This is a genomic window from Streptomyces sp. NPDC043738, from assembly GCF_056436545.1.
The window spans coordinates 315472-339994 of sequence record NZ_JBWKCJ010000005.1 but is presented as its reverse complement, the minus strand read 5'-3'; the positions used below and the strand labels follow the sequence as shown (position 1 = coordinate 339994).

Below are 24523 nucleotides of genomic sequence, written 5' to 3'. Positions count from 1 at the left end.
GGTGTCCGGACTGCTGCGCTTTACGTCCGGACACCCCACCCCGCAGGCCCGCCCCCTCCCGTGGTGGGTGGGAGAAGACCGTGGGGGCGGACGTCAGCCTTCGTGTGCCGGCAGTCGACGGATGGGGCCCGCCCCCACCGGCCTGTTCACCCTCCACCCACGGGAGGGGACAGACCGTAGGACGGAGTCCGTAGGGCTGTCACCGCACCCGACACACAAACGCCCGCCGCCAGGCGCAACGGCGAACAACACGCACGGCGCCGCAGCCGACAACGTGGGAAGCAAGCCAAGCGCAGCGGACAGGCGAACAACCACCACGGCGGGAAAGCCGAAAACGGGGAACTCAGCCAAGCGCCAGCGCGATGCCCAGCGGCGTGCGCTCGTACAGCACCTGATGGCCCTGGCGGCGCGAGGTCAGAAGACCCGCGTCGCGTAGTACGGACAGCTGGGCCGAGACCGACGAGGGGGCCAGTCCGAGGCGGTGGGACAGGGCGGTCGTCGTCGAGGGGACGTCGAGCGCGGCCAGGACCGCGGCGCGGTTCACCCCCAGCAGCCGGGCCAGCGCCGGCCCCGTCTCCGGTTCGCTCCACAGTCCGCCGATGCCGCGCGCCGGATAGATGACGGTCGGCTGCCACGGCGGATCGAAGCCGCTGACCACGTCCGGCCAGACGAAGACGCTCGGCAGCAACAGCACACCGCGGCCCTTGAGGTCCTGCGTCTGGACGAAGTCGATCCGGGTGCGGACCGTGAGGGTGTCGCCCGACCAGGACACCAGCGGATGCAGATCGGCGAAGAGCCGCTGCAGCCCGCCGCCGGCCAACTGGTGCGACCGGTAGGCGATCTCGGCCTCCAAAAGCGCCCGCAGCCGCGGCCAGTCCGGGGCGAGGAGCGCGTGCCAGGCGCGCTCGGTGACCTCGGCCAGTTCCTGGATCGCCGCCGCCGGATCCGCCAGCGCGGCACGGCCCCGCGCCGAGTCCAGGGCACCCGGCGTACAGGCCAGCGACTTGGCCATCTCGGCGCGGGCGAGTGCCGGGTCGGTGGCCCGAAGCAGCGCCAGCTCCTCGTCGAACGAGGCCATCGGGGTCTTCGGTGGGCGGCCCAGGAAGTCCGGTGTGTAGCCGGGTGGCGGCGACGGCATGAACAGCCACAGCGGTGTCAGATCCAGCCCGGCCAGCGCCTGGCGCATCCGGCGCAGCCACGGTGTGTGGTAGCCGTGCCGGTCGGCGCGCCGCAGGGTCCGTACGGCCTCGTGCGTCTCGCACAGCGGCGAGACGGCGAAGCGGATGCGGAGCAGGTCATCGGCGCCGAAATGCAGATGCAGCGGCATGGCCGCCGGCCCCCTCCCCAGGATTCGGCTGTAGCCGAAAGACTAGGGGACCCGGTCCGGCCCCGGCAGGCTGCCGTCATGTCCGCGACCACGGGGCCCGTACCGCCGGGCCGCACTCCGTCCTGCCCCGGCGAGGGCCGGGCCGCCGGCGCGGCGCCGGACCGCTCGCCCGGCTACCGTGCCGTCTTCGCCGTCACCGAGTTCCGCCGGGTCTTCGCCGCGCACCTGCTGTCCTCGCTCGGTGTGGTCGTCTGCGAGATCGCGCTGTCGGTCCTGGTCTTCCGGCTCACCGGATCGCCGCTGCTGAGCGCCCTGACCTTCGCGCTGGGGCTGCTGCCGTACGTCGTCGGCGGCACGCTGCTGTCGGCCGTCGCCGACCGGTATCCGGCCCGCCGGGTGCTGGTCGCCTGCGATGTGCTGTGCGCGCTGGCCGCCGCGGGCATGGTGCGGCCGGGCACGCCGGTCGGGGTGCTGCTCGCGCTGCGCTGTGTGATCGCCGCCATCGCACCGGTCTTCGCCGGTACCCGCGCCGCGACGCTGGGGGAGATCCTCGGCGAGGGCGAACTGTTCGTGCTGGGGCGCTCGGTGATCCGCATCGTCAACCAGAGCGCGCAGCTCGCCGGGTTCGGGGCCGGGGGCCTGCTGCTGGCGGTGGCGTCCCCCGGGGCGGTGCTGACGATCACCGCGGGGACCTTCGCGGGCTCCGCGCTGCTGCTGTGGCTGGGGACCCGTGCCCGCCCGCCGCGCCGGGCCCCGGGTGCGGAGAGCGGGACGCTGCTGGGGGCTTCGCTGGGCGGCCTTCGCCGGCTGCTGGCCGACCGCCGGATCCGGGCGCTGCTGCTGCTGACGTGGCTGCCGCCGGCGTTCGTGGTCGTCCCTGAGGCGCTGTTGATCCCCTACGCCGACCGGCTCGGCGCCGGCCCGGCCGCCGCGGGCCTGCTGATGTGCGGCATGCCCGTCGGCGCGGTGCTCGCCGAGAGCCTGGCCGGTTCGTTCCTCGGCCCCCGGGCGCGCGGTCGGCTCACGTTCCCCATGGGCGTCTTCGCCGTACTGCCCTCGCTCGGCTTCGCGGCGCAGCCCTCGCTCGGCTGGGCGGTGCTGCTGCTGGTGCTGACCGGTACCGGGATCTCGTACAACTTCGGCGTCGACCGCTGGTTCGTCGCCGCGGTACCCGAGCGGCTGCTGGGGCAGGCGATGACGCTGACACAGGCGGGGCGGATGACGGTCATGGGCCTGGCGATGGGCGCGGCCGGCCTCGCGGCGGAGTACGCCCCGCTGCGGGTGGTGATGCCGGCGGCGGGGGTGGTCGGCCTGGTGAGCGTCCTGGCGGTGATCGCCGAGGTCCGCCGCACGCGGCCCGGCCCGCGGACGCCCGGCGGTCTTCGGGCGACCGAAAACTGAGACAAGGCTGACCACAATATGACCGCCGGGTAGGGTCGGAAGCGTGCCGAAGCCGCTCAGCCTTGCTTTCGATCCCATCGCGCGCGCCGACGAACTGTGGCAGCAGCGATGGGGTGCCGTGCCGTCGATGGCCGCGATCACCTCGATCATGCGCGCCCATCAGATCCTGCTGTCCGAGGTGGACGCGGTGGTCAAGCCCTACGGGCTGACCTTCGCGCGCTACGAGGCGCTGGTGCTGCTGACCTTCTCCAAGGCCGGTGAGCTGCCGATGTCGAAGATCGGCGAGCGGCTGATGGTGCATCCGACCTCGGTGACCAACACCGTCGACCGGCTGGTGAAATCCGGTCTGGTCGCCAAGCGGCCCAATCCGAACGACGGGCGCGGCACGCTCGCGTCGATCACGGACAAGGGGCGCGAGGTGTGCGACGCGGCGACCCGGGAGCTGATGGCGATGGACTTCGGGCTCGGGGCGTACGACGCCGAGGAGTGCGCGGAGATCTTCGCGATGCTGCGGCCGCTGCGGGTCGCGGCGGAGGACTTCAAGGACGAGTGACGGGCGCCCGGTCTCCCAGGGGGCGGTGAAGATCGCCCCGGATCGGGTCGTTACGCTCGGGGGCATGAAGCGAAGCGTCCTGACCCGTTACCGGGCGATGGCCTACATCACCGCCGTGATGCTGCTGGTGCTCTGCACGTGCATGATCTTCAAGTACGGCTTCGGGATGGGCAAGGACCTCACCCTCGTCGTCTCGCAGGTCCACGGCGTGCTCTACATCATCTACCTGATCTTCGCCTTCGACCTGGGCTCCAAGGCGAAGTGGCCGTTCGGCAAGCTGCTGTGGGTGCTGGTCTCGGGCACGATCCCCACCGCCGCGTTCTTCGTGGAGCGCAAGGTCGTGCGGGAGGTCGAGCCGCTGCTCGCCGGTGACGCTCCGGAGCCGGTCAAGGTCTGACCGCGGCCGCTGCCGCCGCTCCTCACGCGCCCGTCCGCCTTGTTTGGACGGGCGCGTTCGCGTTTCCCGGGCGCCCGCGCCGATTACGCACCGTGATCACCCCGACTTGTCACCCTCCTGCCGTCGACAATTACTTGGACGTCCTAGTAAATTCGAAGGTATGGACGCTGACGCGATCGATGAAGGCCGCCGTCGCTGGCAGGCTCGGTACGACGCTGCCCGTAAGCGGGACGCGGACTTCACCACGCTCTCGGGCGATCCCGTCGAGCCGGCGTACGGGCCCCGGCCCGGCGACACGGTCGAGGGGTTCGAGCGGATCGGCTGGCCGGGCGAGTACCCCTTCACACGAGGGCTGTACCCGACCGGCTACCGGGGGCGGACCTGGACGATCCGCCAGTTCGCCGGCTTCGGCAACGCCGAGCAGACCAACGAGCGCTACAAGATGATCCTCAAGGCGGGCGGGGGCGGCCTCTCCGTCGCCTTCGACATGCCGACCCTGATGGGCCGCGACTCCGACGACCCGCGTTCGCTGGGCGAGGTCGGGCACTGCGGCGTCGCCATCGACTCGGCGGCCGACATGGAGGTGCTCTTCAAGGACATCCCGCTGGGCGATGTCACGACCTCCATGACGATCTCCGGGCCGGCCGTTCCCGTCTTCTGCATGTACCTGGTGGCCGCCGAGCGGCAGGGCGTCGACCCCGCCGTCCTCAACGGCACGCTCCAGACGGACATCTTCAAGGAGTACATCGCGCAGAAGGAGTGGCTGTTCCAGCCGGAGCCGCATCTGCGGCTGATCGGCGACCTGATGGAGCACTGCGCGCGCGGCATTCCCGCCTACAAGCCGCTGTCGGTGTCCGGCTACCACATCCGCGAGGCCGGAGCCACGGCCGCGCAGGAGCTGGCCTACACCCTGGCGGACGGCTTCGGCTATGTGGAACTGGGTCTCAGCCGCGGCCTGGACGTCAACACCTTCGCCCCCGGCCTGTCCTTCTTCTTCGACGCGCATGTCGACTTCTTCGAGGAGATCGCCAAATTCCGGGCGGCCCGCAGGATCTGGGCCCGCTGGATGCGCGACGTCTACGGCGCGACGAGCGAGAAGGCGCAGTGGCTGCGGTTCCACACGCAGACGGCCGGTGTCTCGCTGACCGCCCAGCAGCCGTACAACAACGTCGTACGGACCGCCGTCGAGGCGCTCGCGGCGGTGCTGGGCGGCACCAACTCGCTGCACACCAACGCCCTGGACGAGACCCTCGCCCTGCCCAGCGAGCAGGCCGCGGAGATCGCGCTGCGCACCCAGCAGGTCCTGATGGAGGAGACCGGGGTCGCCAATGTCGCCGATCCGCTGGGCGGTTCCTGGTTCGTCGAGCAGCTGACGGACCGCATCGAGGCGGACGCGGAGAAGATCTTCGAGCAGATAAGGGAGCGCGGCGCGCGGACGGTGCCGGACGGACAGCACCCGATCGGGCCGATGACCTCGGGAATCCTTCGGGGCATCGAGGACGGCTGGTTCACCGGCGAGATCGCCGAGTCGGCCTTCCGCTATCAGCAGGCGCTGGAGAAGGGCGACAAGAGGGTCGTCGGCGTCAACTGCCACCACGGTTCGGTCACCGGCGATCTGGAGATCCTCCGGGTCAGCCACGAGGTCGAACGGGAGCAGGTGCGGGTGCTCGCGGAGCGCAAGGCGGCCCGTGACGACGCCCGGGTCGAGGCCGCGCTGAAGTCGATGCTCGCCGCGGCGCGGGACGGCGGCAACATGATCGAGCCGATGCTTCAGGCCGTACGGGCCGAGGCGACGCTGGGCGAGATCTGCGGAGCCCTGCGGGACGAGTGGGGCATCTACACCGAGCCGGCCGGCTTCTGACGCGCCCTCACCATGTGCGACGCCCCGGGGGTACCGCCCCCGGGGCGTCGCACATGTGGCGCGGCGGCGGGCCCGCTCAGCCGAGTCCGGGCAGGACGTGCCCCAGGACCGTACTGACGACGAACATGCCGACGAGGACCACGATCGTGCTCGTGAGCACGATCGTGCGGGTTCGCGTGCCCGCGGTCGTGTGCCAGGTCTCCCGGAACTGGCGGAAGGTCACGCCGTCCGAGCCGAAGCCGGTGAGCCTGACGAAGAGCGCCACGGGGATGTAGAGCAGGACCCCGAAGGCGCACAGGAAGTTCGTCGAGACCTGCGCGCCGTCGGCGAGGAGGTAGCCCGACGTCAGGAGCCCGAGAACGCCGGCGTCGTTGTGCTGGACCGACAGGCTGGTGCCCGCGTCGTAGTCCTTGTTGAAGCTGTCCAGGGACGCCTTGTCGTCGACGGTGCTCCCGCCGTCCGGGCGGAAGACTCCGGAGCATTCGAATTCATTCGTGGGTTTATTCGAACGCCTGGTGGGGGCTTCCTCCGTGCACTCCTTGACCGTGAATGTTCCGTGCGTGCCCGTGAGGCCCGCCGCGGTCAGTCCTTTCATGACAAACACGGCGCTCGCCAGCAGAACGATGATGAGGAGCCCCCATCCGATCCATCGCATCCTGAATGAGGTTTTTCCGGACATGCGGCGGGGCGTGGGCATGGCGGATTGTTCCCTTTCCTGGTCGCTGACGGGGGCGACGTCCATTTCCGGTGGCGCGTCGGGCGGAGGTGGTGCGTCGCATGTGAAAAGGATCTTCACGGCTCGGTCACTTCCGCCGCGGCGGGCATCGGATACCGTACGCCATGCGATTTATCCGATCCTTACGCCGCAGGTGAAGGGGGGCTCATGGCAGGCTCCGGGTACGACGTCGATCCGGCCGTCCTCAAGGCGCAGGGCGGCGTTTTCGGTGATATCGGCTCCGAATTCAGTACGGCCGCAAAGAAGTTGAAGGCGACTCTCAAGGATGCCGAGGAGTGGGGCAGCGACGAGTTCGTCACGATCTTCAATGACTTCTACAAGCCGGTGAGCGAGGGCATCGTCGATTCGATGCCGCATCTCGGCGAGGAAATCACCAAGATCGGGGAAAAGCTGGCGGCGATGGGTGCGCGCTATGCCGCCACCGAGCACGACCAGCAGCAGCACCTCGACAAGTACGCGGCCGGCCGTCCCGACATCACGGGCTGACGCGGTAATTCGCTCGGCCCGCCCCACCTGTGCCCACCGCACCGACATTCCAACGATCACGCGCTTTTGGGGGAGTGACTCACCGTGGCCACCATCATGCTTCCGACAGAGGTCGACTGGATCCTCGACCTCCTGGGCTTCCAGTGGCCCAATGTCGACGAAGACAAGATGCGGGAGGCGGCCGAGGCCTGGAGCCACTTCGCCGACGCCTGCCGGCAGGCGGCATCGGACGGCGCCACCGCGGCGAACACCGTGCGCGGCGCCAACTCCGGTGAGGCCGTGGAGGGGTTCAACAACCACTGGAAGAAGTTCGCGGGGGACGCCGGGTTCCTCGACGACGCCGCCGACGCCGCCGAGACGATCGCCGTCCTGCTCCAGGTGGTGGCCATGATCGTCATGATCATGAAGATCGCGGTGATCGTGCAGCTCATCGCGCTGGCGATCGAGCTGGCGATGGCCCAGGCCGCCGCGCCGGTCACGCTGGGCGCCTCCGAGGCCGGGGCGGCCGCGGCCACCGCGACCACCCGGACGATCGTCCGCAAGATCTTCGACGAGGCGAAGACGAAGATCGTTCAGGCCGTCAAGGAGGCCCTGGCGAAGGAGCTGCGCAAGAACTGGAAGGACATGCTCAAGGACCTGGGCCTGGACCTCGCCAAGGACGCGGCCAAGAAGCTCGGGGGGAACCTCGCCTCGCAGGGCATCAAGAACTACTTCGGGGCGCAGGACGGGTTCGACGTCAAGGACGCGGCGAAGGCGGCGGTCAACCCCGTGGTGGAGAAGGCCAAGGACGTCGGCAAGGTCGGCACCGGTGCGTACCACATGGCCGAGGGCGTCGGCGAGATGGCGCAGGGCGACTTCGCCAAGGGCGGCAAGGACTTCCTCGCGGGGCAGCAGGAGACCGCCGACGGCGCCAAGAGCGTCTACGACATCGCCTACAAGAAGAAGGGGGAGGTGCCGGCCGAGGGCGACGGTACGGGCAGCGGCTCGTCGTCCGACGGTGATTCGGGCTCCGGGGGCTCGTCGGGCTCGTCGTCCGACGGCGGGTCGGGCTCCGGCGGTTCGTCGGGCTCGTCGTCCGACGGCGGTTCCGGTTCCGGTTCCGGAGGGGCGTCGGGTTCGTCGTCCGACGGCGGCTCGGGCGGTGCGTCCTCCTCGGGCGGTGCGTCCTCCTCGGGCGGTGGCGCCGACGGGTCGTCGGCCGCCCCGGCGGGCGGTGCGAGGTCCCGCCTCGCGGACGGCATTCCCGACACCGAAGCCGCCGACCAGGACGGCGAGAGCGACCAGGGCGAGGCCGCACGCGTCCGCAACGCCTTCGGCTGACACACCCGCCGGAACCCACGGAGAGGAACCCCCAGAACCCCATGAGCACCCACAGCGCCTTCCCCTCGCCCGGCGACCGTGACTACCCCGTCGAGGAGCGGGACCTCTCCGAGGAGCAGAACGAGCATCTGACCTCGTCCCTGCGTGCCGTACGGAACAACCCCTCCGCACCGCCCGCCCTTCAGGACCTCGCGCGCAAGATGCTGGGCGGGCGGCTGGAGACGAAGGACGTCCTCGACGACCCGGCCGGGTACCGGGTCCTCACCGACGGTCTCGCCGGGATGCGGGAGAGCTGGCGGGCGATGTCCCCACAGGACCGGCAGGCGCTGCGGGCGAAGGTCGAGGAGAAGGCCGAGGAGGCGGCGGCCGACGGCGTCGGTGCCGCGTACCGGCCTCGTTGAACGGCACGGCCCCGCCGAACGCCTCGGCCTCGTTGGACGGCACCGCCCCGCTGGACGGCACCGCCCCGCTGGACGGCACCGCCCCGCTGGACGGCCCGGCGTCCGCCGTGCCGGGAAGCCCGACCGCTACGGCTCGCCGACCGGCATCCGCAGCCGGAAGAGCGCCCCGCCGCCCGGCGCCTGCGCCGCGGTGAGCTCGGCGTGGTGGGCGCGGGCGATCTGGCGGGCCATGGCCAGCCCCAGGCCCGAGCCGGGCAGGGCGCGGGCGGACTCGGCACGGTAGAAGCGGTCGAAGACATGGGGGAGGTCCTCGGCGGCGATGCCGGGGCCGTGGTCCCTGATGGTCAGCTCCAGCGCACCGGGTACGGCGGTGAGCGCGGTGTCCACCGGGCCGCCGGGCGGGGAGAACTTCGCGGCGTTGTCGAGGAGGTTGGACAGCAAGCGGGTCAGGCGGGCGGGCACGCCGGGGACGGCCACCTCGGTGGCGGCCGGTTCGATGTCGGCGGTGAAGGCGACCTCCGGCCAGTGCTCGCGGGCGGCGGCCACCGTGTGCTCCAGGAGGGCGGCCGGACGTACCTGCTCGACCAGGGGCTGCGGCTCCTCGTCGCGGGCCAGCTCGATCAGATCGTTGACGAGGGTGGTGACCTCGCGCAGCTGACGGCCCAGGGCGGACGAGGCGCGGTCGCGCTGGGCGGCCGTCAAACGGTCGGCGCGGGCGAGGAGTTCGGCGTTGGTGCGCAGCGCGGTCAGCGGGGTGCGCAGCTCGTGCGAGGCGTCGGCGACCAGTCGGCGCTGGGCGGCGACGGACTGCTCCAGCTCGCCGAGCATGGTGTTGAAGCTGGCCGCGAGGCGGGTGATCTCGTCCCCCCGCTCGGGCCGGCCGTCCGGGATGTCGATGCGGTGGCGGGCGTCGCGGGTGCTGGCGATGCGCTCCGCGGTGGCGGTGAGGCGGGCGACCGGGGCCAGGCCCGTACGGGAGACCCAGTAGCCCAGCGCGGCGGCCAGCAGCACGCCGGCGCCGCCGACCGCCAGTAGTGCCGCGGCTGCCTGCCGTACGCCGCGGTCGACGGTGTCGGAGCGCAGCGCGACCTGGAGTGCCAGGTCCTTGCCGGGGTGACGGGTGGTGTAGACGAGGACGGGGTGGCCGGCGACGGTGAACTTGCTGTAGTACGCCTCCTGGTGGCCGGACGCGACCGCGCGGGTGGCCTCGGTGACGGGGAGGGCGTAGGGCTGTCGCGGGTCCTTGGCCCGGTCGGCGGGGACGATCTGGATGCAGGGCGAGGCCGGGTAGCGGCAGGTCGTCTCGCCCACCGTCGGCGCCCAGTCGCGGGTCTGCTGACGGAACTGGGTCGCCGTCTGGGCCAGATTCAGCTTGAGCTGGCGGGTCATTTGGTACTGGATGACGACGAACGCGGCGGCGCAGACGCCGACGGCCACCAGCGCCACCGCGGCGGTGGCGGCCAGCGCGAGGCGGGTGCGCAGGGGCCGGCGGCGCCGCCACCGGGCGCCCAGGCCGCGGGTGCCGGTCACCGGTCCTCCGCGTGGCCCAGGCGGTAGCCGATGCCGTGCACCGTGTGGACCAGGCGCGGCTCGCCGCCCGCCTCCAGCTTGCGGCGCAGATAACCGATGTACACGGCCAGGGAGTTGGAGTCCGGCCCGAAGTCGCGGCCCCAGACCCGCTCCAGGATCGTCTCGCGCGGCAGCACCTGGCCCGGGTGCAGCAGCAGGAGTTCCAGCAGCGCCCATTCGGTGCGGCTGAACTCCAGGGGCCGGCCCGCCCGGTGGCCGCCGCGGGTCACCGGGTCGACGACCAGATCGTCGAAGGTGAGCCGGGTGTCCTCGACCGCGCCGAGGGAGGCGCGGCGCAGCAGCGCCCGGACCCGGGCCACCAACTCGTCCAGCGCGAACGGCTTGACGAGGTAGTCGTCGGCGCCCGCGTCGAGCCCGTCGACCCGGTCGCTGACCGAGTCCAGGGCGGTCAGCACGAGGATGGGCGTGCGGTCGTCCAGGGCGCGCAGCCGACGGCAGACGGCCAGGCCGTCCAGGACGGGCATCATCACGTCCAGCACGAGGGCGTCCGGCTGCCAGGCCGCGACCTCCGAGAGGGCGGCCAGGCCGTCGGCCGCGCCGCGTACCGCATAGCCCTCCACGGCGAGGCCGTCCGCCACGGCGGCGCGCACCTCCGGTTCGTCGTCGACGACCAGGATCTTGGGGGACGGAGTGGCGCCGGGCGTGGGCGGCGGGGGCAAGGGCATGGACATAGGCTGCCAAACACCTCTCTTAGAACGTTCTTAGGGCGCCTCGCGAGCGTGGCGGCCATGCGCACACCACTCTCGGTCGTGATCGGTGCGGGCGGCACCGGCGGCCATATCTATCCCGGTCTCGCCCTCGCCGACGCACTCCGCCGGGCCGTCCCCGATGCGGTGATCTCCTTCGTCGGCACCGAACGCGGGCTGGAGACGCGGCTGATCCCGCAGGCCGGGTACCGGCTGCACACCGTCGACATGATTCCCTTCGACCCCTCGCTCGGCGCCCGACGCTATCTGCTGCCGGCCGCGCTCCTTAAGTCGGGCGCCCAGTGCCGGGCGATCCTCAAGGAGCAGAAGGCCCAGGTCGCGGTCGGCATGGGCGGCTATCCGAGCGCCCCGGTGATCGTCGGGGCGCGGCTGGCCGGGCTGCCGAGCCTGATCCACGAGTCCAACGCGGTGCCCGGCCGGGCCAACAAGTTCGCCGCCCGGCTCACCCCGCACCTCGCCCTCGCCTTCGACCGCAGCCGCCCCCATCTGGCCGGCGGCGCGGGGGCCGAGACGGTGGGGATGCCACTGGTCGGACCGCTGGCCACGCTGGACCGTACGGCGCTGCGGCCGGCCGCCCGGCGGGCCCTGGGCATCCCGGGCGCGGCGCGGCTGCTGCTGGTCAACGGCGGGAGCCTGGGCGCGGCCCGGCTGACCGGGGCGGCGGTGGGACTGGCCGGCCGCTACCGGGCGCGCACCGACCTGCGGCTGCTGATCAAGACCGGGCCCGCGGCCCTGGAGGAGACCCGGGCCCTGCTGGCGGCCAACGGCGGGGACGCGGTCGCCGAGGCCGTGCCGTATCTGGACCGGATGGACCTGGCGTACGCCGCCGCCGACCTCGTGGTGTGCCGGGCCGGGTCGGCGACCGTCGCCGAGCTGGCCACGATCGGGATGCCGGCCGTCCTCGTGCCCTATCCCCACGCGCCGGGCGACCACCAGACGCACAACGCGCGGGTGCTCTCCGACGCCGGGGCGGCGCTGCTGCTGCCCGACGCCGAGGCCTCGGACGAGCGGCTGGACGCGCTGGTCACCCCGCTCCTCGACGACCCCGGCCGGCTCGCCGCGATGGGCGCGGCCGCCGACCCCGGCACCCATGCACGGGCCGCCGATCTGCTCGCCGCCAAGGCGCTGGCCCTGGCCGGGCACCCCCACACACCCCACCCGAGCACCAACCTGAAGGAGTCAGCATGAGCAGCAGTACACAGCAGTGGGCGGGCCGCACGGTCCTGGTCACCGGGGCCGAGGGCTTCATCGGCTCGACCCTGGTCGACCTGCTCGTCGAGGCGGGCGCCGACGTACGCGCCCTGGTGCACTACAAGCCGTACGCGGAGAAGGGCAGCCTGGCGCGCTATCTGGGGCCGGGCAGCCCGGTCGAGATGATCGCGGGGGACGTCCGGGACGCGGGCCGGGTGATGGACGCGGTCGCGGGCTGCGACACCGTCTTCCATCTGGCCGCGCTGATCGGCATCCCGTACAGCTACGACTCACCGGGCGCCTATGTGCAGACGAACGTGGTGGGTACGGAGAACGTCGCGGAGGCCTGCCGGCGGCACGCCGTGCGGCGGCTGGTGCACACCTCCACCAGCGAGGTCTACGGCACCGCGCTGACCGCGCCGATCGGCGAGGACCACCCGCTGCAGCCGCAGTCGCCGTACTCCGCCTCGAAGATCGGCGCGGACATGATGGCGCTGTCGCACTGGCACGCCTTCGAGCTGCCGGTGACGGTGGTGCGGCCCTTCAACACCTACGGGCCCCGGCAGTCCGCCCGCGCCGTGATCCCCACGATCCTGGCCCAACTCCACGCCGGCGCCCGGCAGATCAAGCTCGGGTCGCTGACCCCGACGCGGGACTTCACCTACGTCACGGACACCGCGGCCGGGTTCCTGGCGATGGCGGACTGCGACCGGGCGCTGGGCGAGGTCGTCAACCTCGGTACCGGGCGGGAGATATCGATCGGGGCGCTCGCCGAGGCGCTGATCGCGGCCTCGGGCCGGGAGGCGGAGATCGTGGTCGACCCGGCCCGGCTGCGGCCCTCGGGCAGTGAGGTCGAGCGACTGCTTTCGGACAATTCCCGGGCGCGGCAGTGGGCTTCGTGGCAGCCGGAGGTCTCCCTGGCGGACGGCTTGAAGCGGACCTCGGAGTGGGTCGCGGAGCATCTGCACCTGTTCGCCGCGGACCGCTATCAGGTGTGACCCCCGGGCCCGGGTACCGGTGTGCCCGGGCCTTCGGGCGCCCCCAGCCCCGCCAGCCCGCCGAGGAAGAGCGCGGTGAAGTCGCGCCCCCACTCCGCGTCCACGGGTTCGCCGCTGACCAGGGTGCGGTGCACGACCGCACCGGCGATCACATCGAAGATCAGGTCCATGTTGCGGGCGGCCGCCCGGGCGCCGTCCTCCCCGGGGGTGTCCGGCGGCAGCTCGCCGCGGTCCTGGGCCCGCGCGCGCCCCAGCAGCACCAGCCGCTTCTGGCGGTCGACGATCGCCGAGCGGATCCGTTCGCGCAGCGCCTCGTCGGTGGTGGACTCGGCGACCACGGCCATCAGCGCCGTCTTGGTCTCGGGCCGCGCGAGCAGCGCGCCGAACTGGAGCACCACGCCCTCGATGTCGGCCCGCAGACAACCCCGGTCGGGGAGTTCGAGCTCGTCGAAGAGGACCGCCACCGCGTCCACGACCAGCTCGTTCTTGTTGGCCCAGCGCCGGTAGAGGGTGGTCTTGGCGACGCCGGCGCGGGCCGCCACATCACTCATGGTCAGCCGACCCCAGCCCAGGTCGACGAGCGCGGCACGGGTGGCGCGGAGGATCGCGTGATCGGTCTCGGCGCTGCGCGGGCGGCCCGTGCGGCCCTTTCGGGGGCTGGCGGAGTCGTGCATGCGGGCGACCATACCGGCCGGTAGTCGAGCGGCGGCCGTGAGGGAGATCACCCCGCATGGCGCGAGGCCCGGTGTCGCGCGGGGGCGACGGCGAGTTACGCTACGGGTCGTAGCGTAAGAGTGATGACCACTGGCCGTGGGTGGGGACCCATGGCCGCACATCCGGCCCCGCTCAGGCCGATCGCAGTACCGAACACCACACATACCGCGTCGCCGGCCACATCGCTTTTCCGGATCGCTTTTCGGAACGGACCGCCCAGGGGGGAGGATGGACCCATGCAGCCACGCAATATGTCCATGAGTGGAGTCGTCGACCTCGCAGCGGTGAAGGCGGCGGGCGAAGCGAAGCAGAAGGCGGAGCAGGCCCGCGCCGAGGCCGCCCGCACGGGTCAGGCGCCGGTGAGCGGTGCCCGCCTGGTGTTCGACGTCGACGAGGCAGGGTTCCAGCAGGAGGTCCTGCAGCGCTCCACCGAGGTCCCGGTCGTCATCGACTTCTGGGCCGAGTGGTGCGAGCCGTGCAAGCAGCTGGGTCCGCTGCTGGAGCGTCTCGCGGGGGAGTACGCCGGCAAGTTCGTGCTGGCCAAGATCGACGTCGACAGCAATCAGATGCTGTTCCAGCAGTTCGGGGTGCAGGGCATCCCGGCGGTCTTCGCGGTGGTCGCCGGCCAGCCGATCCCGCTGTTCCAGGGCGCGGCCCCGGAGGCGCAGATCCGGCAGGTGCTCGACCAGCTGGTGCAGGCCGCCGAGCAGCAGTTCGGCATCGTCGGGGCGCCGGTCTCCGCGGAGGACGCGGGCGAGCAGGCGGCCGAGGCGCCGGTGCCGGCCGGCCCGTACGACGCGCTGCTGGAGGCCGCGAGCCAGGCGCTGGACTCCGGCGATCTGGGCGGCGCCATCCAGGCGTACAAGAACGTCCTCGCCGACGACCCGGCCAACCCGGAGGCCAAGCTCGGCCTCGCGCAGGCCGAACTCCTGCGCCGGGTGCAGGACCTCGATCCGCAGGCGGTGCGCAAGGAGGCCGCGGACAACCCGGCCGACGTGCCGGCGCAGATCCGGGCCGCGGACCTGGACCTGGTGGGCGGCCATGTCGAGGACGCCTTCGGGCGGCTGATCGACGCGGTGAAGCGGACGGCCGGCGAGGACCGCGATGCCGCCCGGGTGCGGCTCCTGGAGCTCTTCGAGGTGATCGGGGCCGAGGATCCGCGGGTGACGGCGGCGCGTACCGCGCTTGCCCGGGTGCTGTTCTGACCCGCTGTTGTACCGGGCGTCCGCTTCTGACCAGTACGGCCGCCATGAGTTGACCAAACAAACGAAGCAGCGGTCACGTTTTGCCAAAACTTGGTAAACGTGGCCGCTGTTACTTGGAGTAAGCCTCACCCACCCCCTTGCGGCGCTTTGTCCGCAATTGCCGCGTGTCTGTGCGCGGTCAGCGACGACCCTGTGTGCCTGGCCGATCCCGGTCCGTCGAACCACGGTTATCGGGCCGTTACCCGCAAGTAACGAGCCTCTTGTGTCGAGAGCGTGAATGGACCACGATCGGCGACGCTCGGTCCATTCCCGCAGCCCGGCATCCGGTCGGCGCGACGGGGCACTTGGGTCCCCACCGAGTGGTCGGCGGCAATGGCTGCCGGCCGTGGACAGGGGGGTCTCTGCCCCATCCGGCAGGGCCTGTCCAGAGAGGTTGCGCGAGAGCGTGGCCAGTGGTTGTCGCTCGGGGGTGATCGCCGGTATTCGGAACACGATGTGCCTCCGAGAACAGGCGCTCTCCTTCCCGAGGACGTAGCACTTCTCCCATCCCAGGTACCGCCGGCCCTCCCACGGCGGCCGGTACCGGAGATGTACGTCCGAGAAGGAGGAAAGTCATGGAGTCCCTGGCTCGTGGCGGGACCAGATGGAAGCGGTTCGCCGTTGTCATGGTGCCGAGCGTGGCGGCGACCGCCGCGATCGGCGTCGCCCTCTCGCAGGGTGCGCTCGCGGCGTCGTTCAGCGTGTCCGGCCAGCAGTTCAAGGTCACTACGGACCGGCTGGACGGCACCGGCTTCGTTCAGTACGGAGCCATCGACGCCCAAAAGGGCGGCAAGCAGATCCCGGTGGCGGTTTCGGGATTCTCCAGCGCCAAGATCAAGAACCTGTGCCAGTCGGTAGTGGTGCCGGTCCCGGTCTTCGGCGATGTGTCGATGAAGCTGTCGGCCGGTGGCGGTGACACGCCCGTCGAGGCGAAGAACCTCTACATCGACCTCGACCAGCTGGACGCGGACGCGACCTTCAACAACATCGACATCGGTGTTGCTGCGGGCTCGACGACCAAGGGTCCGGGCATGCACAAGGGCGACAAGGCCGACCCGGGCTCGTTCGCCCAGCAGGCCGACTCGGCCACGCTGACCCACGTCAAGCAGACGGCGTGGGCCACGACGGCCGGCACGTTCAAGCTCAGCGGCCTGAAGATGAGTGTCGCCAAGGGCAAGAGCGAGTGCTTCTGACGCACTGAGCGTACGGGTGCGGGGCTTTTTGCCCGCGGCGCCACCAGCCGTTCCCCGCACCCGTGCGCCCGGTAGCGCAAAGTACGACACTCCAGCTCAGAACCACCGATCTGCCAGTCCCGAGGAGCTGTACGACATGAGCGAGCCTCGCGAGCGAATTATCGACAAGTGCGCGCCGCGCGAATGCAAGGCCGAGCGAAGCGAGGTATCGGCATGAGCGCCGAAACGCGACCGCGGCTGATCGAGGGCATCGTCCGGAAGCGGACTTCGTTCCGGGAGTGGCGCGGACACCGCCCGTTCTGGGGCGGATTGCTGACACTGCTGGCCGGTATCCCGATCATGTACATCCCTTACGCGAATCTCACGATCGGTTCCCTGACCGTCCGCATGGCGACCACCGCCGGTGCCGGCTCGCTGATCATCGGCGTACTGCTGGTGGTGCTGGGGCTGACCATGTGGTTCCAGCCGGCCTCGCGGGTCTTCGCGGGCGTGGCGGGGATCCTGCTGTCCCTGGTCTCCCTGGTCGTCTCGAACTTCGGCGCCTTCCTGGTCGGCTTCCTGATGGGGCTGATCGGCGGTGCGCTGGGTGTCGCCTGGGCGCCGGGCAAGGCCGAACGCGACGGCGGCGACGCCGACGAACCGGCCCGCACCGTCGCCGGACCGGTGGTCGCCACCAACCCCGCGCCGGCCGGACCCGGGTTGGGCAACGGACTGGACGGCCTGTCAGGAACGAGCCCGACCAACGACGGGAGGCACCGTGCCGGGTGACGAGCTGCATGAGGAGAACGCAGCCGCCGGGGCGACGAAGAACTCCCCGCGCCGTTCAGGCATGGGGAACGGGCCGAGGCACGCGGCGCCCAAGAAGCCGCTGCTGACTCGGCTGCACGTGCCCGCGGGCAAGGCGATAGCCATCGCCGCCATGCCGTCCGCGGTGCTCATGGGGATGGGGCTGACGCCCCAGATGGCGATCGCCAAGCCGACGCCGCCCCAGAGCCCCTTCAAGGACGGCCCCTGCGTCACCGCCCCGGACAAGGTGGACGGCAAGGACGCCAAGTCCAAGGACGAGGCGAAGGACGACAAGGCCACCGCCCAGCCGTCCGCCACGCCCTCGGCCAAGCCCTCCGCCTCGCCCTCGCCCTCCGCCGGCAAGGAAGCGGACAAGGCTCCCGAGCCGGCGCCGTCCGGCTCCAAGACCGACGAGCCGTCGGGCTCCGCGACGCCGTCGCCCTCGCCGTCGGCCTCCGAGGAGGAGAAGAAGGACGGGGGCCTGCTGGGCGGCATCGGTGATGCGCTCGGCGGTCTCCTGGGCGGCGACAAGTCCGAGGAGTCCAGCGCTTCGCCGAGCCCCTCGCCGTCGGCGTCGGAGTCCAAGGCCCCGGAGGCCGCGGACGAGGACTCCGTGGCCGACAAGGTCACCGAGCCGGTCGAGAAGACCCTCGACGGGGTCAAGGACGGTGCCGACAAGGTCACCGAACCCGTCAAGGACGGATCGAAGACGGTCAACGACACCGTCCACGGCGCGGTGGGCGCGGCGGACAACGCGCTGCCCGGCGGCGGTGTGGACGGCAAGGACGCCGACGGCAAGCAGTCCTACCCCTGCGTCGTCGAGAACAAGCAGAAGGGCAAGGACGAGCAGACGCCCGTCACCCTGCCCGACGACCCCTGGCACCTGGAGTCCAGCGGTCTCACCCTGCGCGGTCTGGACTATGTGGGCGTCGTCAACGTCACGACGCAGGGCGGCCGTACCAAGCAGGCCCTGAAGTTCACCGCCGACAGCATCGACATCGGCGATCTCCACCAGATCGTCGACGACCCGTCGTCCGGGAAGAAGTACCACGTCCGGTCGACGCCGGGGTCCACGTCCACCATCCGCGGCGGCAAGGTGACGCTGTACACCGAGCGGCTGCAGGGCAACCTCTTCGGTCTGATCCCGATCGTGTTCGACCCCGAGCACCCGCCGCCGCTCAATGTCCCCTACGCCTATTTCACCAAGGTGAAGCTGGACCAGGCGGGCCAGTTCGGCGGCAATCTCCATGTCCCGGGCATGCATGTGACCATCGAGGACTGACCCGGCCGAAGCCTTTCCGGGAGCCGCGAGAACGACGGTGGGCCGCCCCCTTCGACAGGGGGCGGCCCACCGCCGTCTTTGCTGCCGGGCGGGTCAGGCGCGCCGGCCGCCCAGGTGGTGCACCCGGACCATGTTGGTGGTGCCGGGCACGCCGGGGGGCGAGCCGGCGGTGATCAGCATGGTGTCGCCCTCGCTGTAGCGCTTGAGCTTGAGCAGCTCGGCGTCCACCAGGTCGACCATCGCGTCGGTGTTGTCGACGTGCGGGACGAGGAAGGCGTCCACGCCCCAGCTCAGCGTGAGCTGGTTGCGGGTGGCGACGTCGGTGGTGAAGGCCAGGATCGGCTGGGCCGCGCGGTAGCGGGAGAGCCGGCGGGCGGTGTCACCGGACTTGGTGAAGGCCACCAGCGCCTTGCCGTCCAGGAAGTCGGCCATCTCGCAGGCCGCACGGGCCACCGCGCCGCCCTGCGTACGCGGCTTCTTGCCGGGCACCAGCGGCTGCAGGCCCTTGGACAGCAGCTCCTCCTCGGCCGCCTCGACGATCTTCGACATCGTCTTGACGGTCTCGATCGGGTACTGGCCGACCGACGACTCCGCGGAGAGCATCACCGCGTCGGCGCCGTCGAGGATGGCGTTGGCGACGTCGGAGGCCTCGGCGCGGGTCGGCCGGGAGTTGGTGATCATCGACTCCATCATCTGGGTCGCGACGATCACCGGCTTGGCGTTCCGGCGGCACATCTCCACCAGGCGCTTCTGCACCATCGGGACCTTCTCCAGCGGGTACTCCACCGCCAGGTCACCGCGGGCGACCATGACCGCGTCGAAGGCCATCACGACCTCCTGCATGTTGGCCACCGCCTGCGGCTTCTCCACCTTGGCGATGACCGGGACCCGCCGGCCGACCTCGTCCATCACGCGGTGCACGTCCTGGACGTCCTTGGCGTCGCGGACGAAGGACAGCGCGACCATGTCGCAGCCCATCCTCAGGGCGAACTTGAGGTCCTCGATGTCCTTCTCGGACAGCGCGGGGACGTTCACCGCGGCACCGGGCAGGTTGATGCCCTTGTGGTCGGAGATGACCCCGCCCTCGATGACGATGGTGCGCACCCGCGGGCCGTCGACCTCGACGACCTGGAGCGCGACGTTGCCGTCGTTGATCAGGACCGGGTCGCCCTTGGAGACGTCGCCGGGCAGGCCCTTGTAGGTCGTACCGCAGATGGTCTTGTCGCCGGGCACGTCCTCGGTGGTGATGACGAACTCGTCGCCGCGCACCAGCTCCACGGGGCCGTCGGCGAAGGTCTCCAGGCGGATCTTGGGGCCCTGCAGGTCGGCCAGGACGCCGACGGCGCGGCCGGTCTCCTCGGAGGCCTTGCGGAGGCGGTGGTACCGCTCCTCGTGCTCCGGCTGGGTCCCGTGGCTCATGTTGAATCGGGCCACATTCATGCCGGCCTCGATCAGCGTCTTCAGCTGGTCGTAGGAGTCGACGGCGGGGCCCAGGGTGCAGACGATTTTGGAACGGCGCATGGCGGAATCCTATCGGTTTGTTTCAGAGCGGAATATTCCGGTAGGTGGAAACGCCAATGTCTAGGCGTTGACCAGGGCGTATGTCTGCTGGGCGATCTCCAGTTCCTCGTCGGTGGGTACGACGGCGACCGCGACCCGGGCGTACTCCGGCGAGATCAGCCGCGGCTCGCCGGACCGTACGGCGTTGAGCGAGGCGTCCACGGCCATGCCCATCTCCTCCAGTCCGGCGATGGCGGCCTCCCGCACCGGGGCGGCGTTCTCACCGACACCGGCGGTGAAGGCGACCGCGTCGACCCGGCCGAGCACCGCGCTGTAGGCGCCGATGTACTTCTTCAGCCGGTGGATGTAGATGTCGAAGGCGAGCCGGGCGCGCTCGTCGCCCTCGTCGATCCGGCGCCGGATCTCCCGCATGTCGTTGTCGCCGCACAGCCCGATCAGCCCGCTCTTCTTGTTGAGCAGCACATCGACGTCGTCCTCCGACATGCCCGCCACCCGCTTGAGGTGGAAGGTCACCGCCGGGTCGATGTCACCGGAGCGGGTGCCCATGACCAGGCCCTCCAGCGGGGTCAGGCCCATCGAGGTGTCCACGCAGCGGCCGCCGGCCACCGCCGAGGCGGACGCGCCGTTGCCCAGGTGCAGCACGATGACGTTGACCTCGGCGGGGTCCTTGCCCAGCAGTTCGGCGGTCTTGCGGGAGACGTACGCGTGCGAGGTGCCGTGGAAGCCGTAGCGGCGGATGCGGTGCGCGTCGGCGGTCTCCACGTCGATGGCGTAGCGGGCCGCGTACTCCGGCATCGTGGTGTGGAAGGCGGTGTCGAAGACGGCCACCTGCGGCAGGTCCGGGCGCAGCGCCTGCGCGGTCCTGATGCCGGTGATGTTCGCCGGGTTGTGCAGCGGCGCGACCGGCACCAGCCGCTCGATCTCCGCCAGCACCGCGTCGTCGATCACGGTCGGCGCGGTGAACTTCAGCCCGCCGTGCACCACCCGGTGCCCGATCGCGGCCAGCTCCGGGGAGTCGAGCCCCAGGCCGTCGGCGGCCAGCTCCGCGGCGAGGGCCTTCAGCGCGGCCGTGTGGTCGGCTATCGCGCCCTCGGTCTCGCGCCGCTCGCCCCCGGTGGCCAGCGGGGTGTGGGCCAGGCGCGAGGACTCCTCACCGATCCGTTCGACCAGGCCGACGGCCAGCCGAGTGCCGGCCTGCATGTCGAGCAGCTGGTACTTCACCGACGAGGAGCCGGAGTTGAGGACGAGGACGCGGGTGGCGTTGGCAGTCATGTAGCGCTTTCCGGTGGGGTGGGGGAGGGCAGGGGGGATCAGGCGGTGTGTCCGGCGCCGGGCTGGGCGCCCTGCGCCTGGATGGCGGTGATGGCCACGGTGTTGACGATGTCCTGGACCAGGGCGCCGCGCGAGAGGTCGTTGACCGGCTTGCGCAGGCCTTGCAGGACCGGGCCGACGGCGACCGCGCCGGCCGAGCGCTGCACGGCCTTGTAGGTGTTGTTGCCGGTGTTGAGGTCCGGGAAGATCAGCACGGTGGCCTTGCCGGCCACGTCGGAGCCGGGGAGCTTGGTCCGGGCGACCGAGGCGTCCACCGCCGCGTCGTACTGGATCGGACCCTCGACCAGCAGGTCGGGGCGGAGCTCGCGGACGATCTCGGTGGCCTTGCGGACCTTGTCGACGTCCGCGCCGGAGCCCGAGGTGCCGGTGGAGTACGACAGCATCGCGATCCGGGGCTCGACACCGAACTGGGCGGCGGTGGTGGCCGACTGGATGGCGATGTCCGCCAGCTGCTCGGCGTTCGGGTCCGGGTTGACCGCGCAGTCGCCGTAGACCAGCACACGGTCGGCCAGGCACATGAAGAACACCGAGGAGACGATCTGGGCGTTCGGCTTCGTCTTGATGATCTCGAAGGCGGGCCGGATGGTGGCCGCGGTGGAGTGCACCGCGCCGGAGACCATGCCGTCGGCGAGGCCCTCCTGCACCATCAGGGTGCCGAAGTAGGAGACGTCGGCGACCACGTCGTAGGCCAGCTCGTAGCTGACGCCCTTGTGGGCGCGCAGCTTGGCGTACAGCTCGGCGAACCGCTCGCGCAGCTCGGAGGTCTGCGGGTCGATGATCTGCGCGTCCGCCAGGTCGATGGCCAGGTCGGCGGCGCGCTTGCGGATCGCCTCCTCCTCGCCCAGCAGCGTCAGATCGCAGACGTCGCGGCGCAGCAGGACGTCGGCGGCGCGCAGCACCCGCTCCTCGGAGCCCTCCGGCAGCACGACGCGGCGGCGGCCGGAGCGGGAGCGCTCGATCAGCTCGTGCTCGAACATCATCGGCGTGACCCGGCCGGAGCGGGCGACGGAGATCCGGTTCGTCAGCTCCGCGGTGTCCACATGCCGTTCGAACAGCCCCAGTGCGGTCTCCGCCTTGCGCGGCGAGGCGGCGTTGAGCTTGCCCTCGATCGCGAACAGCTCGGCGGCGGTCGGGAAGGATCCGCCGGGTACGGAGACGACCGGGGTGCCGGGGGCGAGCCGGTTCGCCAGCGCCATGATGTCCGGGCCGGGCCGCTCGTCAAGGGTGAGCAGCACCCCGGCGATCGGCGGCGCACCGGCGCTGTGCGCGGCGAGCGAGCCGATGACCAGGTCGGCCCGGTCCCCGGGGGTCACGACGAGGCAGCCTGGGGTGAGCGCCTTGAGGAAGGTCGGCAGCATGGCGCCGCCGAAGACGAAGTCACGCGCGTCCCTGGCGAGCCCGGAGTCGTCGCCCAGCAGCACCTCGGCGCCGAGGGTGTGCACGATCTGGCCGACGGTCGGCGCGGAGAGCGAGCCGTCCTCGGGCAGTGCGTAGCAGGGGACCGGGAGGCGGGCGGAGAGCCGCTCGACGACCGCCTGGCGCAGCTCGGGGGCCACCCGGTTGACGATCATGGCCACCACGTCGCAGCCCAGCGAGTGGTAGGCGCGGTAGGCGTTGCGGGCCTCGGCGCGCACCGACTCGGCCTCCTGGCCCTGGCCGCCGACGACGGCCAGCACCGAGGCGCCGAACTCGTTGGCGAGGCGGGCGTTGAGGTTCAGCTCGGCCGGCAGGCTGGTGCCCGCGTAGTCCGAGCCGAGCACCAGGACGTACTCGTAGTCCCTGGCCACGGCGTGAAAGCGGTCGACGAGCCGGGAGACCAGCTCGTCGGTGCCGCGCTCGGCCTGGAGCGTGGCGGCCTCGTCGTAGCTGAGGCCGTAGACGCTCTCGGGCGACTGGGTGAGCCGGTAGCGGGCCCGCAGCAGGTCGAAGAGCCGGTCGGGTCCGTCGTCGTGCATCAGCGGGCGGAAGACCCCCACCCGGTCGACGTGGCGGGTCAGGAGCTCCATGACCCCCAGCTCGATGACCTGGCGGCCGTCGCCGCGGTCGATACCGGTCACGTACACGCTGCGCGTCACGCGTGCTCTCCGATCCATTCCGTTTGGTCGCAAGGTCAAAATCAGCCGTTATTGTGGGCCTGCCCCTCTTGACAATACCTGCGGGGCTGGCTAAGCCGCTCTCCCAGTTTCCCTTGCGGAGCCCGTGCGGGGACAGTAGGGGACAGGTGCGCGGGTGCGGCCGGGGCCCGTCGGACCATGAAACAATCGGACCGGGTCAGGGAACCGACGAGCGAGCACAGGAGACACAGCACGATGCGTATCGGAGTCCTCACCGCAGGCGGCGACTGCCCCGGCCTGAACGCTGTGATCCGGTCTGTCGTCCACCGCGCCCTCACCGGCCACGGCGACGAGGTCATCGGTTTCGAGGACGGCTTCAAGGGCCTGCTCGACGGCCGCTTCCGCAAGCTCGACCTCGAAGCCGTCAGCGGCATCCTCGCCCGCGGCGGCACCATCCTCGGCTCCTCCCGGCTGGAGCGGGCCCGGCTGCGCGAGGCCTGCGAGGACGCCAAGGACCACTCCAAGGACTACGGCATCGACGTGCTGATCCCGATCGGCGGCGAGGGCACCCTCACCGCCGCCCGGATGCTGTCGGACGCCGGGCTGCCGGTCGTCGGGGTGCCCAAGACCATCGACAACGACATCTCCTCCACCGACCGCACCTTCGGCTTCGACACCGCCGTCGGCGTCGCCACCGAGGCGATCGACCGCCTCAAGACCACCGCCGAGTCGCACCAGCGCGTGATGGTCGTCGAGGTGATGGGCCGGCACGCGGGCTGGATCGCGCTGGAGTCCGGTATGGCCGGCGGCGCCCACGGCATCTGCCTGCCCGAGCGCGGGTTCGACGTCAACGACCTGGTCACGATGGTCGAGGAGCGGTTCGCGCGGGGCAAGAAGTTCGCCGTGATCTGCGTCGCCGAGGGCGCGCACCCGGCCCCCGGGACGATGGACTACAAAAAGGGCGCCATCGACCAGTACGGCCACGAGCGGTTCTCCGGCATCGGCACCGCGCTCGCCCACGAACTGGAGAAGCGCCTCGGCAAGGAGGCCCGCCCGGTCATCCTCGGCCACGTCCAGCGCGGTGGCACCCCCACCGCCTACGACCGGGTGCTGGCCACCCGCTTCGGCTGGCACGCCGTCGAGGCCGCGCACCGCGGCGACTACGGCAAGATGACCGCGCTGCGCGGCACCGACATCACGATGGTGCCGCTGGCCGAGGCGGTCACCGAACTCAAGACCGTGCCGGGGTGGCGGATGGACGAGGCGGAGTCGGTCTTCTAGGGCCGGCCGGATCCACCGGACCGGCACGCCCCGGCCCGGTAGCGCAGACGCACCGACGGCGGGGGGGGGGGGGGGGGGGGGGGGGGAGGGGGGGGGGGGGGGGGGGGGGGGGGGGGGGTGGGGGTGGGGGGGGGGGGGGGGGATGCTG

The 24523-nt window shown here is 71.3% G+C and carries 22 protein-coding genes; 14 read left to right on the top strand and 8 right to left on the bottom strand.

All coding sequences use genetic code 11. The features are described from left to right. Positions 1 to 343: 343 nt before the first annotated feature. Positions 344 to 1327, bottom strand: coding sequence for an ArsR/SmtB family transcription factor (locus AC0680_RS10585; protein ID WP_478626622.1), 984 nt, complete (start codon positions 1325 to 1327; stop codon positions 344 to 346). A 78-nt stretch (positions 1328 to 1405) separates the two neighbouring features. On the opposite strand from AC0680_RS10585, the gene AC0680_RS10580 reads away from it, so the two are divergent. The 4 genes from AC0680_RS10580 to AC0680_RS10565 all read left to right on the top strand — a co-directional run bounded on the left by AC0680_RS10580 (position 1406) and on the right by AC0680_RS10565 (position 5539). Then, positions 1406 to 2728 (top strand): MFS transporter, encoded by a 1323-nt coding sequence (locus AC0680_RS10580; RefSeq protein ID WP_478626619.1) that lies wholly within the window; start codon positions 1406 to 1408, stop codon positions 2726 to 2728. A 43-nt stretch (positions 2729 to 2771) separates the two neighbouring features. After that, positions 2772 to 3281, top strand: coding sequence for a MarR family winged helix-turn-helix transcriptional regulator (locus AC0680_RS10575; protein ID WP_444473491.1), 510 nt, complete (start codon positions 2772 to 2774; stop codon positions 3279 to 3281). Positions 3282 to 3345: 64 nt separating this feature from the next. Then, positions 3346 to 3678 (top strand): DUF3817 domain-containing protein, encoded by a 333-nt coding sequence (locus tag AC0680_RS10570; protein ID WP_468974612.1) that lies wholly within the window; start codon positions 3346 to 3348, stop codon positions 3676 to 3678. A 160-nt stretch (positions 3679 to 3838) separates the two neighbouring features. After that, positions 3839 to 5539, top strand: coding sequence for an acyl-CoA mutase large subunit family protein (locus AC0680_RS10565; RefSeq protein ID WP_478626615.1), 1701 nt, complete (start codon positions 3839 to 3841; stop codon positions 5537 to 5539). A 76-nt stretch (positions 5540 to 5615) separates the two neighbouring features. Here AC0680_RS10565 and AC0680_RS10560 read toward each other — a convergent pair whose 3' ends face one another. Then, positions 5616 to 6134, bottom strand: coding sequence for a hypothetical protein (locus AC0680_RS10560; RefSeq protein ID WP_478626612.1), 519 nt, complete (start codon positions 6132 to 6134; stop codon positions 5616 to 5618). Between the two features lie 288 nt (positions 6135 to 6422). Between AC0680_RS10560 and AC0680_RS10555 the strand changes: the two genes are divergently transcribed. From AC0680_RS10555 to AC0680_RS10545, 3 genes are all read left to right on the top strand, one after another. Beyond that, positions 6423 to 6761 (top strand): hypothetical protein, encoded by a 339-nt coding sequence (locus tag AC0680_RS10555; RefSeq protein ID WP_478626610.1) that lies wholly within the window; start codon positions 6423 to 6425, stop codon positions 6759 to 6761. 96 nt (positions 6762 to 6857) lie between these two features. Next, positions 6858 to 8081, top strand: coding sequence for a WXG100-like domain-containing protein (locus AC0680_RS10550; RefSeq protein WP_478626607.1), 1224 nt, complete (start codon positions 6858 to 6860; stop codon positions 8079 to 8081). 41 nt (positions 8082 to 8122) lie between these two features. Further along, the gene (locus AC0680_RS10545; RefSeq protein ID WP_478626604.1) at positions 8123 to 8482 is read left to right on the top strand and encodes a hypothetical protein; all 360 of its coding nucleotides are present in this window, start codon (positions 8123 to 8125) and stop codon (positions 8480 to 8482) included. A gap of 126 nt (positions 8483 to 8608) precedes the next feature. On the opposite strand, the gene AC0680_RS10540 is transcribed toward AC0680_RS10545, so the two are convergent. After that, on the bottom strand, positions 8609 to 10012 hold the full coding sequence (locus tag AC0680_RS10540) for a sensor histidine kinase (RefSeq protein ID WP_478626602.1): 1404 nt from the start codon (positions 10010 to 10012) through the stop codon (positions 8609 to 8611). After that, positions 10009 to 10737, bottom strand: coding sequence for a response regulator transcription factor (locus AC0680_RS10535; protein ID WP_478626599.1), 729 nt, complete (start codon positions 10735 to 10737; stop codon positions 10009 to 10011). Before AC0680_RS10535 ends, AC0680_RS10540 begins: the two co-directional genes overlap by 4 nt. 63 nt (positions 10738 to 10800) lie before the next feature. Between AC0680_RS10535 and AC0680_RS10530 the strand changes: the two genes are divergently transcribed. Both AC0680_RS10530 and AC0680_RS10525 read left to right on the top strand, forming a co-directional pair. After that, positions 10801 to 11967 (top strand): UDP-N-acetylglucosamine--N-acetylmuramyl-(pentapeptide) pyrophosphoryl-undecaprenol N-acetylglucosamine transferase, encoded by a 1167-nt coding sequence (locus AC0680_RS10530; protein ID WP_478626597.1) that lies wholly within the window; start codon positions 10801 to 10803, stop codon positions 11965 to 11967. Continuing rightward, positions 11964 to 12968 (top strand): GDP-mannose 4,6-dehydratase, encoded by a 1005-nt coding sequence (locus AC0680_RS10525; RefSeq protein ID WP_478626594.1) that lies wholly within the window; start codon positions 11964 to 11966, stop codon positions 12966 to 12968. The genes AC0680_RS10530 and AC0680_RS10525 overlap by 4 nt, the downstream gene beginning before the upstream one ends. On the opposite strand, the gene AC0680_RS10520 is transcribed toward AC0680_RS10525, so the two are convergent. Further along, positions 12959 to 13654, bottom strand: coding sequence for a TetR/AcrR family transcriptional regulator (locus AC0680_RS10520; protein ID WP_478626592.1), 696 nt, complete (start codon positions 13652 to 13654; stop codon positions 12959 to 12961). The two genes, AC0680_RS10525 and AC0680_RS10520, sit on opposite strands and share 10 nt — an antisense overlap. A 264-nt stretch (positions 13655 to 13918) precedes the next feature. Here AC0680_RS10520 and AC0680_RS10515 point away from each other — a divergent pair, with 264 nt between their 5' ends. The 4 genes from AC0680_RS10515 (at position 13919) to AC0680_RS10500 (ending at position 18187) form a co-directional block, all read left to right on the top strand. Continuing rightward, positions 13919 to 14887: a tetratricopeptide repeat protein gene (locus AC0680_RS10515; RefSeq protein WP_478626589.1), complete on the top strand. Its 969-nt coding sequence runs from the start codon at positions 13919 to 13921 to the stop codon at positions 14885 to 14887. Positions 14888 to 15501: 614 nt separating this feature from the next. Next, positions 15502 to 16119, top strand: coding sequence for a DUF6230 family protein (locus AC0680_RS10510; RefSeq protein WP_478626587.1), 618 nt, complete (start codon positions 15502 to 15504; stop codon positions 16117 to 16119). Positions 16120 to 16332: 213 nt separating this feature from the next. Then, a complete protein-coding gene (locus tag AC0680_RS10505) occupies positions 16333 to 16887 on the top strand; it encodes a DUF6114 domain-containing protein (RefSeq protein ID WP_478626584.1) in 555 nt (184 codons plus the stop codon). Beyond that, positions 16877 to 18187: a hypothetical protein gene (locus AC0680_RS10500; protein ID WP_478626581.1), complete on the top strand. Its 1311-nt coding sequence runs from the start codon at positions 16877 to 16879 to the stop codon at positions 18185 to 18187. Before AC0680_RS10505 ends, AC0680_RS10500 begins: the two co-directional genes overlap by 11 nt. Before the next feature lie 93 nt (positions 18188 to 18280). Here AC0680_RS10500 and pyk read toward each other — a convergent pair whose 3' ends face one another. Genes pyk through pta form a run of 3 tightly spaced genes read right to left on the bottom strand, consistent with a single transcriptional unit; the run spans position 18281 to position 23115 of the window. Beyond that, positions 18281 to 19708 (bottom strand): pyruvate kinase, encoded by a 1428-nt coding sequence (pyk, locus tag AC0680_RS10495; protein ID WP_384432029.1) that lies wholly within the window; start codon positions 19706 to 19708, stop codon positions 18281 to 18283. Positions 19709 to 19768: 60 nt separating this feature from the next. Next, a complete protein-coding gene (locus tag AC0680_RS10490) occupies positions 19769 to 20980 on the bottom strand; it encodes an acetate kinase (protein ID WP_478626580.1) in 1212 nt (403 codons plus the stop codon). A 38-nt stretch (positions 20981 to 21018) separates the two neighbouring features. Further along, complete coding sequence (gene pta, locus AC0680_RS10485) at positions 21019 to 23115, bottom strand: phosphate acetyltransferase (RefSeq protein WP_478626579.1); 2097 nt, start codon at positions 23113 to 23115, stop codon at positions 21019 to 21021. Between the two features lie 234 nt (positions 23116 to 23349). On the opposite strand from pta, the gene AC0680_RS10480 reads away from it, so the two are divergent. Continuing rightward, positions 23350 to 24375 carry an ATP-dependent 6-phosphofructokinase gene (locus AC0680_RS10480; RefSeq protein WP_384432020.1) on the top strand — a complete coding sequence of 342 codons (1026 nt, stop codon included), beginning with the start codon at positions 23350 to 23352 and terminating at the stop codon, positions 24373 to 24375. Positions 24376 to 24523 lie beyond the last annotated feature (148 nt).